The sequence below is a fragment of the Streptomyces sp. iso_384 genome (assembly GCF_056172905.1).
On the sequence record NZ_JBWBTT010000001.1, the window covers coordinates 1654800 to 1670845 of the forward strand.

Sequence of the window (16046 nt, forward strand, 5' to 3'; positions counted from 1 at the left end):
CGGGCGGCCACTCGGCAGCGCCCAACCTCCCTGGCCAGAGGGTGAACTGCGGGTATCCGCGGGACGAGCGGCGGACGACGTCCACCTTGCGAGACGGTCACGGAGAGTGCGACCATCACACTGTTCCCCCGTCATAGCAAGGTAGGTCGTCTGTGTCTGTGCCGCATGAAGCCAAGCCCCGCACCACAGCGGTCGTGCTCGCCGGTGGGACCGGCCAGCGCGTGGGCCTGTCGATCCCCAAGCAGTTGCTGAAGATCGCCGGCAAGGCCGTCATCGAGCACACGCTGACCATCTTCGAGAACGCCGAGGGCATCGACGACGTCATCGTGCTGATGGCGCCCGGTTTCGTGCCCGACGTCGAGAAGATCGTCGCGAAGGCCGGACTGACCAAGGTCACCCGGATCATCGAGGGCGGCAACACCCGCAACGAGACCACCGAGCGTGCCATCGCGGCCCTCGGCGAGGGTCTCGCCGAGGGCGAGGACCGCAACGTCCTCTTCCATGACGCGGTGCGCCCCCTGCTGTCACAGCGTGTGATCACGGACTGCGTCGAAGCGCTGGAGCGCTACCAGGCCGTCGACGTCGCCATCCCGTCCGCGGACACGATCATCGTGACCCGCACGCACGGCGAGGACGGCGAGTTCATCACCGAGGTGCCCGACCGCTCCCGGCTGCGCCGCGGCCAGACGCCGCAGGCCTTCAAGCTCTCCACCATCCGCAGGGCGTACGAGATCGCGGCGGGGGACCCCAACTTCCAGGCCACCGACGACTGTTCGGTGGTCCTCAAGTACCTCCCCGACGTGCCGATCTACGTGGTCGCGGGCGACGAGTACAACATGAAGGTGACCCAGCCGGTCGACGTCTTCATCACCGACAAGCTCTTCCAGCTGGCCTCCACCGCCGCCCCGCGCCAGGCCGACGAGGCCGCCTACCGGGAGCTCCTCACCGGCAAGACCCTCGTCGTCTTCGGCGGTTCGTACGGCATCGGCGCCGACATCGCGACCCTGGCCGAGAGCTACGGCGCGAAGGTCTACGCGCTCGGCCGCTCCACCACCGGTACGCACGTGGAGAACCCGGAGCACGTGGACGACGCGCTCTCCAAGGCGTACGCCGAGACCGGCCGGGTCGACTACGTCATCAACACCGCTGGCGTGCTGCGGATCGGCAAGCTGGCCGAGACCGACAACACGACCATCCAGGAAGCGCTGAACGTCAACTACCTGGCGCCCGTCCAGATCGCCCGCGCCTCGTACAAGTACCTCGCCGAGACCCAGGGCCAGTTGCTGCTCTACACCTCCAGCAGCTACACCCGGGGCCGCGCCGAGTACAGCCTCTACTCCTCGACCAAGGCCGCCATGGTCAACCTCACCCAGGCGCTCGCCGACGAGTGGGCGGGCGAGGGTATCCGGGTCAACTGCGTGAACCCGGAGCGCACCGCGACCCCGATGCGCACCAAGGCGTTCGGCCAGGAGCCCGAGGGCTCGCTGCTCTCCTCGGAGGCCGTGGCGCGCACCTCGCTGGACGTCCTGCTCTCCGCGCTGACCGGTCACGTCATCGACGTACGGCAGCAGGACCCGACGGCGGGCGCCGCCGACTCCTCCGGGTTCGAGCAGGCGCTGGCCTCCGTGCTGGACCGTCAAGCAGATGTGTAATAATTCTTGACAAATGTGCTTTTCCGGGCCTCTGTTGTCGCTTTGCGCGACGGCAGAGGCCCGAATGCGTGAAGCCGCACCTTCACATTTCCGCCAATACGTGAATCAACCAGCACCCCCTGGAGCAGGTTCTTCGTGATCTCGACAGCCATTCGCCTGGCCCGTGTGGGCAGCAGGTCAGAACTGGCGGCAGCAGTGTTGATGGGGCTGGGATATCCCTGCGTCATGCTCGCCGCGCTCATTCCGAACGTCTGGTTCTTCGCGGCGGCCGCCGCTGTCACGTACGTCGCGGACTGGTATCTGCACCAGCGCGGGAGCTATCTGATCAACCGCCTGGGCAAGGTGCGCGCCGGGCTGTCGATCCGCTTCCTGCTGCGGCAGCTGATGGTCATCCTGCTGCTCGCCCGCCTGGATCTCGCCGAGCAGCCGCTGTTCTACTCGGCGGTGGCCTGCTTCCTGCTCTTCTACGGGCTCCAGGCGCCGCACGGCGCCCTGACGACCCTGATCCGGCTCCGCCGCACCATGCCGGTCGTCACCCGCAACGTGGACCTGCACGCGGTGCGCATCCCCGACGCCCCGCCCGGTTCGCTGCTGCGGCGCTCCGCCGAGAAGATGCTGCACCTGGACATCCCGGCGGTGGCGGGCATCCTGATCGCCGCCGGTACCGGCCAGGACGTCATCGGTTACGTGGGCATCGGCGTGACGCTGCTGCTGGCCCTGCTCTACCTCGTGGCGCTCGTGCCCTACATGCGCCGCGGCCGGCTGGCGCCTACGGCCCCCGCCGTGCTCAAGGCCGTCGACACCTGGCTGCGCGAGTACCAACCGACCGTGGTGCTCTACTTCTCCGGCTCCAACGAGTCCGCCTACCAGGGCAACATGTGGCTGGAGACCATGGCCCGGGTCGAGGGCCGGCCGCTGATCATCATGCGCGAGCGCGGTCTCGTCCCGCAGCTGGCCGAGACCTCCGTCCCGGTCATCTGCGTCCCGGCCGGCACCCACCTGATGAACCTGGACCTCTCGACCGTGCGGGTCTGCCTGTATCCCGCCAACGTCGGCAAGAACATCCACATCCTGCGGGTCCCGACGATGAAGCACGTCTTCATCGGCCACGGCGACAGCGACAAGCTCGCCAGCGTCAACCCGTACTCCAAGGTCTACGACGAGGTCTGGACCGCGGGCCGGGCCGGCCGCGACCGCTACGCGCTGGCCGACGTGGGCGTCCTCGACCAGGACATCGTCGAGGTCGGCCGCCCGCAGCTGGAGCCCATCAAGAGCTGGACGGGCGCGGTCAAGAACCCCATCCCGACCGTGCTGTACGCGCCCACCTGGGAGGGCTGGGACGACAACCCGGGCAACACCTCGCTGCTGCTGGCGGGCGAGAACATCGTGCGCCGGCTGCTGAACGCCGCCGACCCGGTCCGGATCATCTACAAGCCGCACCCCTTCACCGGCATCCGCAGCGCCAAGGCCAAGGCGGTCAACGCCCGGATCCGGGCGATGCTGGACAAGGCCGCCGCCGAGCGTGCCGCCGACCCCCGCTGGGCGAAGGAGGTCTCGTCGGCCGCCGCCGGGCAGAGCGCCGCCAAGGCCGAGCTGGTCCGGATCGAGGCTCGGCTCGCGCAGCTCGCGTCCACCGGCCGCTCGGGCGGCGACGAGGCGGAGGAGTCGCGGCTCTCGCTCGCCGACCCGGCCCGCGAGGCGGAGACCGCTCGGCTGCGGGCCGAGTGGAACGACGCCTACTGGCGCTCCTTCGGTTGGTGGGAGCACCGTACGGTGACCGGCGCGCAGCCCAAGCTGTACGACTGCTTCAACGAGTCCGACGCGATGGTTTCGGACATTTCCAGTGTGGTCTCCGACTTCATCGCGAGCGGCAAGCCGTACGCGGTGACGGACTCCGCCGCCCTCGGGGCCGAGGAGTTCAAGCGGCAGAACACCGCGGTGCGCGCCGCGGTCATCCTGTCCAACGGGGCCGAGGAGCTCGACGCTCTGCTGGCCGCGGTGGCCGACCCGGCGGCGGACACACTGGCGGACGCCCGTCGCGAGCTGAAGACCTACCTCCTGGGGCCGGACGAGCCGACCTCCATGGAGCAGTTCAACGCCGCCGTGCGGGCGCTGGCCGCCAAGGCGGAGGCCCGCAACCAGGGCGTCGCCCAGCGGCTCGGCGACCAGGCCGTCGCGGTGCCGGACGAGGAGGCCGTCTCCAGCGGGGTCGGTACGGAGGACCCGCAGGCGGTCGCCGAGGCCGAGGCCGAAGCCGAGGCGGCGGTCGAGGCCGCGGCGGAGACCGCCGTCACCGAGGGCTCCTCGCCCGTGCGCTGAACGGCATACGCCCGTGCGCTGAACGACAGGCGTCCGGACGTCGCGCAACTGATCGAACTGGCTGAAATGCAGGCAACCCCGATCGCGACCCGTACGTCTCCCCTGAGGGAGGGATGTACGGGTCGTTCGGCATGTCGATGCATAAAAGGTGCAGAGTCGGGCAATCCGCCTTCTTTCGTGATCAAATCGACAGGTGCACATGCCCGACATGCCCAGGACGAACGACGAGCCCGATGTCAGTGTGATCATCGGAGCCTATGACGCGATGCCCTACCTGGTCCGGTGTCTGGAGTCCGTCGAGGCGCAGACCATCGGCGCGGACCGCATGGAGATCGTCGCGATCGACGACGGCTCCACCGACGGCACCGGCGCCTGCCTGGAGGAATTCGCCGCCCGGACGGCGATTCCCATGCGCGTCGTCCGACAGGAGAATTCCGGCGGACCCAGCGGACCGCGCAATCGCGGCCTCGGTCTCGCCCGTGGGCGGTACGTCTTCTTTCTCGACGCGGACGACTATTTCGGCGAGGAAGCCCTGGAGCGCATGGTCGCCATGGGTGACCGGGCCGGCACCGACGTGGTGCTCGGAAAGATCGTCGGCGTCAATCGCGGCGCCGCGAAGTCGATGTGGAAAGAGACCGTCGAGCGCGCCGACCTGTATTCCTCCAACATCAAATTCACCCTGAGCGCGCAGAAGCTGTTCCGACGCGACCTCCTCGTACGCCTCGGCATGACCTTCGACGAGAAGCTGAAGACGGGCGAGGACGCCCTGTTCACGATGGAGGCGTATCTGCGCGGCAACGGGATCTCCGTCGTCGCCGACTACACCTGCTACTACCTGGTGGGCCGCGAGGACCGCAACCAGATGACCAAGAAGGGCAGCTACAAGCGCCGCTTCGACTCGGCCCGCGCCCTCATGGGGCTCATCGCCGAGTACGTGCCCCCGGGCCCCCGGCGCGACGCCCTGATGGTGCGGCCCTTCGTCATCACGCTGCTTCCCCAGTTCGGCCCCGGCCTCGTGAAGCAGAAGGACGAGGTCCGCGCCCGCAAGATGGCGCTCGCCGCCCCCCTGATGAAGGCGTACTGGACGCCGGAGCTCGGCCGCAACCTCAAGGTGAACGAACGGCTGCGGCTGATGTGCCTCGCCGAGGGCCGGCTCGACCTGCTCCTGGACATCGCGGCCTTCCTGCGCGACAAGAAGGAGCCCGAGCTCGTCCGCTGGGGCAACCCGCCCCGTCTCCACCTCGCCTACCCGCACTTCGGCGAGAGCTCCGTGCTTCCCGACCGGGCGTACGAGATCACCGTCACCGAATGGGTCGGCGGACGGCGGATCGAGGCCCCGCAGGCCGGGCCCCGGGTCTCCTTCGCCCGCCGCGTGGTCCGCAAGGCCCGCCGCACCGTGCTCGGCGCCCTGCGCACCCCGCGCGCGCACCGCGTCTGACCGGATCCCGGGGGCCCCGGACCTCCCCTGCCCGCCCCGGCGGCGACCGGGGCGGGTTCGTCCTGTGAGGGGTGTCACGTCATACTGTTGGGCAACCATGAGACCGTTGGAGAGGTCTCATTAACGCCCCGTCCTCCTGGGGTTCATCATCTGCACGTCCCCCCGGAAAGGCCCTCCCCTCGTGGCGTCCCTCGAAGCGATCCCCGACGAGCTCAGCAGGCTCATGAAGTACTTCCCGGAGACTCCGGTCGAGGAGCGCCCCGAATTCCACCGAGCGGCCAAGGACTTCCTGGCGCGTGCCGCCCCCAAGGTCGTACGCCAGTTCTCCCCGATGGCCCGGGTCAAGTGGCACCTGGCGGCCAGCGGCCGCGGCGACGAGCTGGTCGATCTGCTGCACTACGAGCGCGAGAACCCGGGAGCCTTCTCCGTCCGCGGCCTGCGGCGCGCCCGCATCGAGCTGCCCGGCGTCGAGAGCTCCTCGCTCCCCTCCTCCGTGCGCAACTTCAACCGCAGCGAACTTCCCGTCCGCGGCAAGCTCCTGGACCTCGGCTGGGAGGACGGCAAGCTCCTCGTCAAGGGCTACGCCTACATCCCCAACGTCCCCTCGGCCACCGGCAAGCGCTCGCTGCGCGTCGCCGTGCTCCGCCGCCAGGGCAGCCGCTCCACCCTCCCGCTGCGCCTGCGCACCGTCCTGGAGCCCCGCGCCACCGCCGAGGCCAAGGGCGCCCTGCACAACTACGACTGGTCCGGCTTCGAGATCGGCATCGACCCGTCCCGGCTGCGCGTACGCGGCCAGTGGCAGCCCGGCACCTGGCGCCTGGGCATCGGCATCCCGCGCCCCGGCGGCATGTCGGTCGGCAGCATCACCAAGAACAACGCGGGCGCGGCCGGCCACAGCTCCACCCGGATCCTCGACGACGGCGTCCGCCTCGTCGCCGGCTTCGACCGCAACCGGCTCAAGCTCTCCGTGGACGTCGTCCCCGCCGAGGTCATCGCCCAGGAAGCCGACGGCGACACCCTCACCGTCACCCTGCGCTCCCGCGTCACCACCCCGGCGGGCAAGTACCCCACCGCCCTGCGGATCGACCACGAGCCGAGCGGCTTCGCCACCGACCTCCCGCTCCAGCAAGGCGAGACCGGCGCCGACGGCTGGCTCCGCCACACCGCCCGCCTGGACTTCGCGGACCTGCCCGTCGACGGCGTACGGCCCGGCAAGGCCGTCAAGTACCGCGCGCTGATCGTCTTCGCCGACGGCACCACGCGCCGCGCCACCAACGGAGCCGAGCCTGTCACCGGCGTCCACCCGCTGCCCGAGGGGCGCGAGTTCGCGATCCTCACCGACGGCGCGGGCAACTTCACCCCGCAGGTGCGCACGGTCCAGCCGCTGGTCGACAGCGTCGAGTGGAGCGCCGAGGGCGAGCTGGTCCTCTCCGGCGTCTACACCGGCCCCGCCGAGCAGATGACGATGGTCCTGCGCCACACCGGCCGCAACGAGGACCGCCCGCTGCCCGTCGAGTTCGCCGACGGCCGCTTCACCGCCCGGCTGCGCCCGGACACCATGCCCACCTACGAGGGCACCGTGCCGCTGCGCGCCGGCCGCTGGATGCCGCGCCTGCGCCTGCGCACCGAGTGGGACCACACCCGCGACCTCCCCGTCACGATCCGCCCCGACCTCGTCGGCATGCTGCCGCTGGCCCACCGGGGCGAGCACCGCACGTACACCGTCGAGCGGCTCGACTTCGACCGGATCTTCGTGGAGTCCGGCCCGGTCCTCGACCCGGAGCTGCGCGGCGCCTACCGCCAGCGTCTGATGCGCGACGTCTACACCCCCGAGCAGCGCAAGCTGCCGCTGCGCGAGGCCGTGCTCTACAACAGCTTCGGCGGCAAGCAGTTCTCCGACTCGCCCCGCGCGGTCTACGAGGAGCTCAAGCGCCGCGGCACCGAGGTCGAGCACATCGCGATGGTCCACGACCAGCAGGTCGTGCTGCCGCCCGGCGTCCGCGGCGTCGAGTGGGGCAGCAAGGAGTGGTACGAGGCACTGGCCCGCAGCCGGTACGTCGTCACCAACGGCGGCATCCGCGAGTGGTTCGTCCGCCGCGAGGGCCAGGTCGTCGTCCAGACCTGGCACGGCACCCCGCTCAAGCGGATCGGCGCCGACCTCCTCGGCACCCCCAAGGCGAACCTGGCCTACATCGCGAGCCTTCCGCAGCGCTCGCGCCAGTACAGCCTGTTCATCACGCCGAACGCCTTCACCACCCCGATCATGACCAACTCCTTCCGCCTCCAGTGCGAGGTCCTGGAGGCGGGCTACCCGCGCAACGACGTCTTCCACGCACCCGACCGCGTCAAGCGCGCCGCGGCCGTACGCGAGAAGCTCGGCATCCCCGCGGGCAAGAAGGTCGTGCTGTACGCGCCCACCTGGCGCGACGACCAGCGCTACGGCGGACGCCGCTTCAAGCTGGACAACCAGATCGACGTCGAGGCCGCGAAGCGGGAGCTCGGCGAGGACCACGTGCTGCTCTACCGCAAGCACCACAAGGTCCTCGACTCCATCCCCGGCGCCGGACAGGGCTTCGTCTACGACGTCACGTACTACCCGGACATCGCCGACCTCTACCTGATCGCCGACGTGCTGATCACGGACTACTCCTCGGTGCTGTTCGACTTCGCGCACTCCGGCCGTCCGATGCTCTTCTTCACGTACGACCTGGAGCACTACCGCGACACCCTGCGCGGCTTCTACTTCGACTTCACCTCCCGTGCCCCCGGGCCGCTGATCAAGACCTCCGAGGACCTGGTCTCCGCGATCCGGAACATCGACGCGGTCAGCGAGGAGTACAAGGAGAAGTACGCCCAGTTCCGGGTCGACTTCTGCGAGCCCTCCGACGGCCGCGCCGCCGCCCGGGTCGTGGACCGGATGCTCGCCGTCAAGGACGAGCAGCAGAGCTGAACCCACCGGCCGCCCCCGACGCTGTCCACCGGGCGAAACCGGCGGGCGCCGGGGGCGGCCGCTCGCGTACTGTGCGTGCCGGGGGCGGGTCGAGGGCCCCCGTCGGACACCGGGGCGATCCAGAGCGAGGAAGCACGTGGCACAGCAGAGGCCGTCGGGCCGCGAATCGGCAGTGACCGGCGCCCGCAGGGTCGTCGTCAAGGTCGGCTCCTCCTCGCTCACCACGGCCTCCGGCGGCCTCGACGCCGACCGGGTCGACGCCCTCGTCGACGTCCTGGCCAAGGTCAGGGACGGCGGCGAACGCGAGGTCGTCCTCGTCTCCAGCGGAGCCATCGCCGCCGGACTCGCCCCGCTCGGCCTCGTCCGCAGGCCCAAGGACCTGGCCCGCCAGCAGGCCGCCGCCAGCGTCGGACAGGGCCTCCTCGTGGCCCGCTACACCGCCTCCTTCGCGCGCTACGGCGTCCGCGTCGGCCAGGTGCTCCTCACCGCCGACGACACCAGCCGCCGCGGCCACTACCGCAACGCCTACAGCACCCTGGACAAGCTCCTGGAGATGGGCGCCGTCCCCGTCGTCAACGAGAACGACACCGTCGCCACCGACGAGATCCGCTTCGGCGACAACGACCGGCTCGCCGCCCTCGTCGCCCACCTCGTCCACGCCGACCTGCTGGTCCTCCTCTCCGACGTCGACGGCCTCTACGACGGACCGCCCGGCACCCCCGGCGCCGCCCGGATCGCCGAGGTCACCGGCCCCGAGGACCTGACCGGCGTCACCATCGGCAGCGCCGGGAAGGCGGGCGTGGGCACCGGCGGCATGGTCACCAAGGTCGAGGCCGCCCGCATCGCCACCGCCGCCGGCGTCCCCGTCGTCCTCACCTCCGCCAGCCGGGCCGCCGACGCGCTCGCGGGCCGCGACACCGGCACGTACTTCCACCGCACCGGCCGCCGCTCCGCCGACCGGCTCCTGTGGCTGGCCCACGCCTCCACCCCGCAGGGCTCGCTCACCCTCGACGAGGGCGCCGTACGGGCCGTGGTGGAGCGCCGCACCTCGCTGCTGCCCGCCGGAATCTCCGCCGTCGAGGGCGAGTTCAGCGCCGGCGACCCCGTCGAACTGCGCGACCCGCACGGCACCCCGATCGCCCGCGGTCTCGTCAACTTCGACGCGAAGGAGATCCCCCAGCTGCTCGGCCGCTCCACCCGGGATCTGGCCCGCGAACTGGGACCCGCCTACGAACGCGAGGTCGTACACAGGGACGATCTGGTCCTCCTCGCACCGCGCCTCACCTCCTGAATCGGCTGAAAGTCCCGCTCTCCGGCAGGGACCTTTACCAAAACCACCCCACGCCAGGCTGTGGACTGGTCCACTTTGTAGTGGGGAAACAGGGGTACCGCACAGCAACACATCACAGGAGGCCGCCGGTGAGACGAGCGCGCCCGGGGGCGCCGCCCCGAGGCACGGCCAGCCGCGCCCTGACGAGTGTCGGAGCGGGGGCGGATTTCGACCGGAATCCCCTCCCGGCGGACACCGTCGGACGGGAGCCGGTCACGACGGCGAAGGAGGAGTCCCCGCAGTCGAAGCTCTGGCACATCACCCTCAGCGTCTCGGGCACCGAGACTCCGCTGGGGGAGGTCAGACGCGGCCTGGAACAGCTCGCCCACGACCATCCCTTCCTGCTGACCAGCCGCTACGCAGGCGACCACGCGGAGATCCGCTACTGGGAAGAGGCCCGCGACCTGCACGACGCGGCCGCGGTGGCGCTGCGGCTGTGGGGCGAGCACCGCTCCAGCGCGCAGCTCCCGCCCTGGGAGATCGTCGGCCTCGAAGTCATCGACCGCGAGACCTACCACCTGCGGATCGCCGAGGGGTACGGACCACCGCCCGCGGCCCCCGTGGGCGTGCACCCCTACTGACCCGGGCGATCCGGAGTGGATCCCGGGCGATCCGGGCCGATCCGGTGCAGTTCCGGGGGCGATCCGGGGGGCGATCCGGGGCGTCCGCCCCTCGGGTCGGCCGTCTCGCATCACGGGATACGTGACGGATGCCCGCAGAGCGCGCATTACTCTGCGGGCATGACCACGCTCTCGCCCTACGACAACCTCTCCCCGGTCGCGCAGACCGCCTACCGGGCCCGTGCCGCCGCCGCCGACATCGCGCCACTTCCGCGCGCGGCCAAGGACGACGCGCTGCTGGCCATCGCCGACGCCCTCGAAGTGCGTACGAGCGAGATCGTCGAGGCCAACGCGAAGGACGTCGAGCGCGCCCGCGAGGCCGGGACGAGCGAAGGCATCATCGACCGCCTCACTCTCACCCCGGAACGCATCCGCGCCATCGCCGCCGATGTACGGGACGTGGCCGCGCTGCCCGACCCGGTCGGCGAAGTGGTCCGCGGCTCGACCCTGCCCAACGGCATCGACCTCCGCCAGGTGCGCGTCCCGCTCGGCGTGGTCGGCATCATCTACGAGGCCCGGCCCAACGTCACCGTCGACGCCGCGGCCCTCTGTCTGAAGTCCGGCAACGCGGTCCTGCTGCGCGGCTCCTCCTCCGCCTACGCCTCCAACACCGCCCTCGTCCGGGTGGTGCGCGACGCGGTCGGCGGCTCCGGACTGCCGGCCGACGCGGTGCAGCTCGTCCCCGGCGAGAGCCGTGACTCCGTGACGGAGCTGATGCGGGCCCGCGGCCTGGTCGACGTCCTCATCCCGCGCGGCGGCGCCTCGCTGATCCGCACGGTCGTCGAGCAGTCCACCGTCCCCGTCATCGAGACGGGCACCGGCAACTGCCACGTCTACGTCGACGCGCAGACGGACCTGGCCATGGCGGTCGACATCCTGATCAACTCCAAGGCCCAGCGACCCAGTGTCTGCAACGCGGCCGAGACCCTGCTCGTCCACAAGGACGTGGCGGACGAGTTCCTGCCGCTCGCCCTGGACGCCCTGGCGGAGGCCGGGGTCACCGTCCACGGCGACGAGCGGGTGCTCGCGCACGCGGATTCCACCAAGGCCACGGTGGTCCCGGCGACGACGGAGGACTGGGAGACCGAATACCTCTCCTACGACATCGCGGCGGCGGTCGTCGACTCCCTGGACGCGGCGGTCGCCCACATCCGGCTCTGGACCTCCGGCCACACCGAGGCGATCGTCACCACCTCGCAGGCCGCCGCCCGCCGGTTCACCCAATTGGTCGATTCGACCACGGTCGCCGTGAACGCCTCGACCCGCTTCACCGACGGCGGGCAGTTCGGCTTCGGCGCCGAGATCGGCATCTCCACGCAGAAGCTGCACGCCCGCGGTCCGATGGGCCTGCCCGAGCTGACCTCGACGAAGTACATCGTCACGGGGGACGGGCACATCCGCTAGACGCCCTTCCCGACGCTTGCGCGCCTCATGCGGTCGGCCCCTCCCGCCGGGAGGGGCCGACCGCATGTTCGCCCGCGTCGATCCGGGGGAGTTTGCGGGGTGCCTGCCCAAAAGGTCCCGACGGGGCTACGCTGAAACCGTGCCGGACGACGTGGGGGGCAGGCCGTTTCCGGACGGCTGGGAGCCCGACGACGACCGCGGGGGCGCGGACGAGGACTTCGCCTCCGTGGTGTTCGACGAGGACTTCGTCCGGTCGGCGCCCGTCCATGAACCCACCGCCGTGGAGCGCCTGCTCGCCGCCGCGGAGGCCCGCGCCGAGGCGGACGCGGCCCGCGCCCGCCGGAGCCGTCGCGCCGACGACGACGAATACGGCCCCTACGGCCGCTCCCGGGGCTACCGCGACCCCCAGGACCTCGACTACGACCCGGACCACGGCTACGAGGACGACGACTTCGCCCCGGGTCCTTACGGCCGCCACGGCGGCTCCCTGCGCCCCTACCGCAACTCCGCCCGCTGGCACCGGCCGGTCGCCTGGCTGCTGGCGCTGGTGATGGGCGTCGGCATGGTCTCCCTCGCCTTCACCGCGGTCTACCGGGGCGCATCGAACAACCGCCAGGACCAGGTGCCGCCGCCTGTCACCAGCGGTGTGGACAAACCGGGCGCCGCCCCGTCGGCCTCCGCGGACTACTCCCGCCCCACAGTGTCCGCCGAGCCCCGAGTACCCTGAGCCCGCTTCCTCCGGGGCCCCGCCCCCTCACGTCACCCGTTCGCCGACGCTCGGCCCCCGCCTCCCCGGCCGTCCCGCAGTTCCCGACGGTCTCCGCGTTTACGCAGACCGCAATCGACCTACCCTGAAGATGTGACCCCTCGTTCCCAGGGGGGCTTCTCGCTGCCGCACGCCACTCGGCCGAAGCAGACCGTTGCGCACCGAACCGACCGGTGTGGAGATCGGGAGAGAAGTCATGACAGGCCGCTCAGAACCGCCGGACGGCCCGCCCGAGAACTCCGCGGGCGGCGAGGACGAATACCGCTCGCTCGTCTTCGACGAATCGTTCATCCAGGCTGCCCGGATGCAGGAGTACTCGGCGCAGGAACGGATGGGCGAGCACGCCCGCGCCGTCCGCACCGTGCCCGAGACGCAGGTCACCGTCCGCAGCGGCGGAGGCTCCCGGGCCGCCATAGCGCTGGTCGTCCTCATCGCCCTGGCCTTCGCCGTGGCCGTCTACATCGGATTCCGCAGCCCGTACCCCCAACCGGCCACCCGACGCGCCGAACCCCTGCGGACCACCGTCGTCCCCCTGGCCCCTCGGGGCGCCGTCCCGGGCGGATCACCCGAGCGGCTGTACCGTGCCGAGCCGGTCTCCGGACACCGCACGGGCGCGGCAGGAATCAACTTCCCCTCGGTGGCGCGCACCCAGAACTTCTCCGACAGTCAGATCACCGCCGCCCTCGCCACGGTCAAGGACTACCTGGTGGAGTCGTCCCTGAACCCCGACGTCCTCACCGGCTCCGTACGCCGGCCCGTCGAGCACCTCCTCGACCCGGACCAGCGCGCCCAGTTCGAACAGAGCCTGAGCGACCCCGCGGACGACGGGAGCCACGCCGCCACCGGCTGGCTGGTGCGCTTCGACCCGGAGCGGGTGGAGCTCGCGGACCCACAGATCAGGGTCCGGGGCACCCTCCGCTACGAGGAGGAGGCGGCGGGCGTCCTCGGCGTCGTCTCGGACCACACCTTCACCTACGCCCTGCGCCCGGCGGACGGGCCCCACCGGGAGGACAACGCGTCCCTGTTCACCGTGCGGCGCGAGCTGCACTTCCGCTTCGACCGCGAGGATCTGCGACTGCACCGCCTGGAGGTGAGCACCGCCTACGTCCAGGCAGGTCCGCAGTCCTGCTCGGCCGACGCGACCGGGATGCTCCACCCGCTCCTGGCCGGGGAGCGGGCGGACGCCCGTGGCCCCGCTGCCACCGACCCGTACGCCACGGGCCGGCCCACGGCGGCGCTGTGCGGAACCCTGACGGGTGTCAGCTCCCCGACGGGCCGGAGCCCGTCCCCGAGCTCCCCTCCTCCGGGTCCTGAGGCCGACCGGACGCCCCGTTCCCGTTGGTAGGGGAACCGCCGCCGGACCCGGCTCCGGTGAACTTGTCGCGCAGTTTGCCGCCCAGGTCTCCCGCGCCTCCGGCGATGTCGCCCACCAGCTTCATCAGCGGGTCCTTGCTGGTGCGCACCGTGTCCGCGTAGTGCGAGGCGGACTCCCGGAACGAGTCGGTCACCGAGGTGTCCTTGTCCTCGTCGCGCCGGGGGTAGTGGCCGTCCATGATCCGCTGGAAGTCGCGGGTCTCCGACCACTTCTTCAGCTCGGCGGCCCGCACCGTGGTGAACGGGTGCGTCCGGGGCAGCACATTGAGGATCTTGAGGACGGAGTCGCGGAGATCCCCGCCCTTCTCGTACTCGTCGGCCTGGGCGAGGAACGCGTCCACGTTCATCTCGTGGAGGTGATTGCCGCCCGCGATCTTCATCAGACCGCGCATCGAGGCCGTGATGTCCTGGCCGACCAGCAGCCCGGCCCGGTCCGCCGACAGTTCCGACTTGCGGAACCACTCGCGCAGCGCCGTCACTATCGCCATGATCGCCACATTGCCCAGCGGGATCCAGGCGACCTTCACGGCGAGGTTGGTCAGGAAGAGCAGTATCGTCCGGTACACCGAGTGACCGGAGAGCGCGTGGCCCACCTCGTGGCCCACCACCGCCCGCATCTCCTCCTCGTCGAGCAGCTCGACCAGGCCCGTGGTGACCACGATGATCGGCTCGTCCAGCCCGATGCACATGGCGTTGGGCTGCGGGTCCTGCTTCACGTACATCGGCGGGACCTTCTCCAGGTCCAGGATGTAACACGCGTCCCGCAGCATGTCGTTGAGATGGGCGAACTGCGCGTCGCTCACCCGGACGGAGTCGGAGAGGAAGAGCAACCGCAGGCTGCGCTCCGGGAGCAGCCCGCTGAGCGCCTTGAACACCGTGTCGAACCCGGTCAGCTTGCGCAGGGCCACCAGGGCCGAGCGGTCGGCGGGGTGCTCGTAGGCCCGGGAGGAGATCCCGGGGAATCGCCGACGCTGCCTGCTCGGCACGTTCTCGTGACTGCTGTCGGTCATGGATGGCCCCCTGTTCGTACGAGACGTTGCTCGTCCCCCGGACAAAACCCAGCGTATGCGCTGGCGCTACGGTGTGCGGGGGGCTGTGGATAACTTTGAGGAGCGCCCGAATGCCGCACACCGCCGTACTGCTCGCCGCCGCGTCCGAGGAGCAGGGACCGGGCGACACCCTCCGGATCGTGCTGCTCGTCTCGATCCTCGGAGCGGTGCTGCTCGCCTGGTTCCTGCTGCGTGGATACCGCAACGACGACAACAACGACTGAGTCGCCGTGAGCGTGCCCGAGGCTCCCGCATACGATGTGCCTGACGTCTTCCTTCCGCCTCACGATCGATAGGTCCTGCCGAAGATGAGCCTCACGAGCACCGCACACGAGCTGGCCACCCTCGCTTCCGGAGGGGAGGGCGGCGGCAACCACGAAAGCCTCAACCCCTACCTCGTCGGCGGCCTGGCCTTCCTCGCGCTGATGTTCCTGCTGTGGGTCACCACCCGCTTCAACCGCGACCGCTGAGTCGGGGCGTACAGCTGTGCCAGTAGGCTCTGCACGCATGGGAGAGCAGGAAGTGCCTACCGGCCCCGGCAAGCGCCGTATCGGCGTGATGGGCGGGACATTCGACCCGATCCACCATGGACACCTGGTGGCGGCCAGTGAAGTGGCCGCCCAGTTCCATCTCGACGAGGTCGTCTTCGTCCCGACCGGGCAGCCGTGGCAGAAGAGCCACAAGAAGGTCTCCCCGGCCGAGGACCGTTATCTGATGACGGTCATCGCCACCGCGTCCAACCCGCAGTTCTCCGTCAGCCGCAGTGACATCGACCGTGGCGGACCGACGTACACCATCGATACGCTGCGGGATCTGCGCGAGGTCCACGGCGACGCGGACCTCTTCTTCATCACCGGCGCCGACGCGTTGTCCCAGATCCTCACCTGGCGCGACGCTGAGGAACTGTTCTCGCTCTCCCACTTCATCGGTGTGACCCGCCCGGGTCACGTGCTCACGGACGACGGACTGCCCGAGGGCGGCGTCTCCCTCGTGGAGGTGCCCGCGCTGGCGATCTCGTCCACGGACTGTCGTGAGAGGGTCGCGCAGGGGGAGCCGGTCTGGTACCTGGTGCCGGACGGCGTGGTCCGCTACATCGACAAGCGCCAGCTGTACCGCGGCGAATGAGCCACGGAGAGGGGCACCG

General features: G+C 70.5%; 13 protein-coding genes. 12 read left to right on the top strand and 1 reads right to left on the bottom strand.

The genetic code is table 11. The features are described 5' to 3' along the window. Positions 1-152 precede the first annotated feature (152 nt). The 9 genes from AC0VY3_RS07280 to AC0VY3_RS07320 all read left to right on the top strand — a co-directional run bounded on the left by AC0VY3_RS07280 (position 153) and on the right by AC0VY3_RS07320 (position 13824). Positions 153-1652: a bifunctional cytidylyltransferase/SDR family oxidoreductase gene (locus AC0VY3_RS07280; RefSeq protein WP_242739814.1), complete on the top strand. Its 1500-nt coding sequence runs from the start codon at positions 153-155 to the stop codon at positions 1650-1652. 225 nt (positions 1653-1877) lie between these two features. Next, positions 1878-3971, top strand: a complete 2094-nt coding sequence (locus AC0VY3_RS07285; RefSeq protein ID WP_475549239.1) for a hypothetical protein — start codon at positions 1878-1880, stop codon at positions 3969-3971. A 199-nt stretch (positions 3972-4170) separates the two neighbouring features. Beyond that, positions 4171-5409 (top strand): glycosyltransferase family 2 protein, encoded by a 1239-nt coding sequence (locus AC0VY3_RS07290; RefSeq protein WP_475549240.1) that lies wholly within the window; start codon positions 4171-4173, stop codon positions 5407-5409. Positions 5410-5590: 181 nt separating this feature from the next. Then, entirely contained in the window at positions 5591-8359 is a 2769-nt protein-coding gene (locus AC0VY3_RS07295; RefSeq protein WP_475549241.1) for a CDP-glycerol glycerophosphotransferase family protein, read from the top strand. Positions 8360-8495: 136 nt separating this feature from the next. Continuing rightward, positions 8496-9650 carry a glutamate 5-kinase gene (gene proB, locus AC0VY3_RS07300; RefSeq protein ID WP_242739806.1) on the top strand — a complete coding sequence of 385 codons (1155 nt, stop codon included), beginning with the start codon at positions 8496-8498 and terminating at the stop codon, positions 9648-9650. Between the two features lie 128 nt (positions 9651-9778). Next, complete coding sequence (locus AC0VY3_RS07305; protein WP_103512722.1) at positions 9779-10270, top strand: hypothetical protein; 492 nt, start codon at positions 9779-9781, stop codon at positions 10268-10270. A 159-nt stretch (positions 10271-10429) separates the two neighbouring features. Continuing rightward, the gene (locus AC0VY3_RS07310) at positions 10430-11713 is read left to right on the top strand and encodes a glutamate-5-semialdehyde dehydrogenase (protein ID WP_137235699.1); all 1284 of its coding nucleotides are present in this window, start codon (positions 10430-10432) and stop codon (positions 11711-11713) included. A gap of 139 nt (positions 11714-11852) precedes the next feature. Further along, positions 11853-12440, top strand: a complete 588-nt coding sequence (locus tag AC0VY3_RS07315) for an SCO2584 family spore wall biosynthesis protein (protein ID WP_103512720.1) — start codon at positions 11853-11855, stop codon at positions 12438-12440. Between the two features lie 235 nt (positions 12441-12675). Next, positions 12676-13824, top strand: a complete 1149-nt coding sequence (locus AC0VY3_RS07320; RefSeq protein WP_475549242.1) for an SCO2583 family membrane protein — start codon at positions 12676-12678, stop codon at positions 13822-13824. Here the strand turns inward: AC0VY3_RS07320 and AC0VY3_RS07325 are convergent. After that, positions 13739-14863, bottom strand: coding sequence for a M48 family metallopeptidase (locus AC0VY3_RS07325; protein ID WP_103512718.1), 1125 nt, complete (start codon positions 14861-14863; stop codon positions 13739-13741). The genes AC0VY3_RS07320 and AC0VY3_RS07325 overlap by 86 nt on opposite strands. Positions 14864-14973: 110 nt before the next feature. On the opposite strand from AC0VY3_RS07325, the gene AC0VY3_RS07330 reads away from it, so the two are divergent. The 3 genes from AC0VY3_RS07330 (at position 14974) to nadD (ending at position 16027) form a co-directional block, all read left to right on the top strand. Beyond that, on the top strand, positions 14974-15126 hold the full coding sequence (locus AC0VY3_RS07330) for a hypothetical protein (RefSeq protein ID WP_003969217.1): 153 nt from the start codon (positions 14974-14976) through the stop codon (positions 15124-15126). An 84-nt stretch (positions 15127-15210) separates the two neighbouring features. After that, the gene (locus AC0VY3_RS07335) at positions 15211-15372 is read left to right on the top strand and encodes a hypothetical protein (RefSeq protein WP_032786345.1); all 162 of its coding nucleotides are present in this window, start codon (positions 15211-15213) and stop codon (positions 15370-15372) included. A gap of 37 nt (positions 15373-15409) precedes the next feature. Further along, entirely contained in the window at positions 15410-16027 is a 618-nt protein-coding gene (gene nadD / locus AC0VY3_RS07340) for a nicotinate-nucleotide adenylyltransferase (protein ID WP_026291102.1), read from the top strand. The last annotated feature ends 19 nt before the right edge of the window (positions 16028-16046 follow it).

Excerpts from the sequence above, each read along its gene's own strand:
- AC0VY3_RS07285 (WP_475549239.1), top strand. The coding sequence starts at position 1,878 with ATGCTCGCCGCGCTCATTCCGAACGTCTGGTTCTTCGCGGCGGCCGCC.
- AC0VY3_RS07290 (WP_475549240.1), top strand. The coding sequence starts at position 4,171 with ATGCCCGACATGCCCAGGACGAACGACGAGCCCGATGTCAGTGTGATC.
- AC0VY3_RS07310 (WP_137235699.1), top strand. The coding sequence starts at position 10,430 with ATGACCACGCTCTCGCCCTACGACAACCTCTCCCCGGTCGCGCAGACC.
- AC0VY3_RS07320 (WP_475549242.1), top strand. The coding sequence starts at position 12,676 with ATGACAGGCCGCTCAGAACCGCCGGACGGCCCGCCCGAGAACTCCGCG.
- AC0VY3_RS07325 (WP_103512718.1), bottom strand. The coding sequence starts at position 14,863 with ATGACCGACAGCAGTCACGAGAACGTGCCGAGCAGGCAGCGTCGGCGA.
- AC0VY3_RS07330 (WP_003969217.1), top strand. The coding sequence starts at position 14,974 with ATGCCGCACACCGCCGTACTGCTCGCCGCCGCGTCCGAGGAGCAGGGA.
- AC0VY3_RS07335 (WP_032786345.1), top strand. The coding sequence starts at position 15,211 with ATGAGCCTCACGAGCACCGCACACGAGCTGGCCACCCTCGCTTCCGGA.
- nadD (WP_026291102.1), top strand. The coding sequence starts at position 15,410 with ATGGGAGAGCAGGAAGTGCCTACCGGCCCCGGCAAGCGCCGTATCGGC.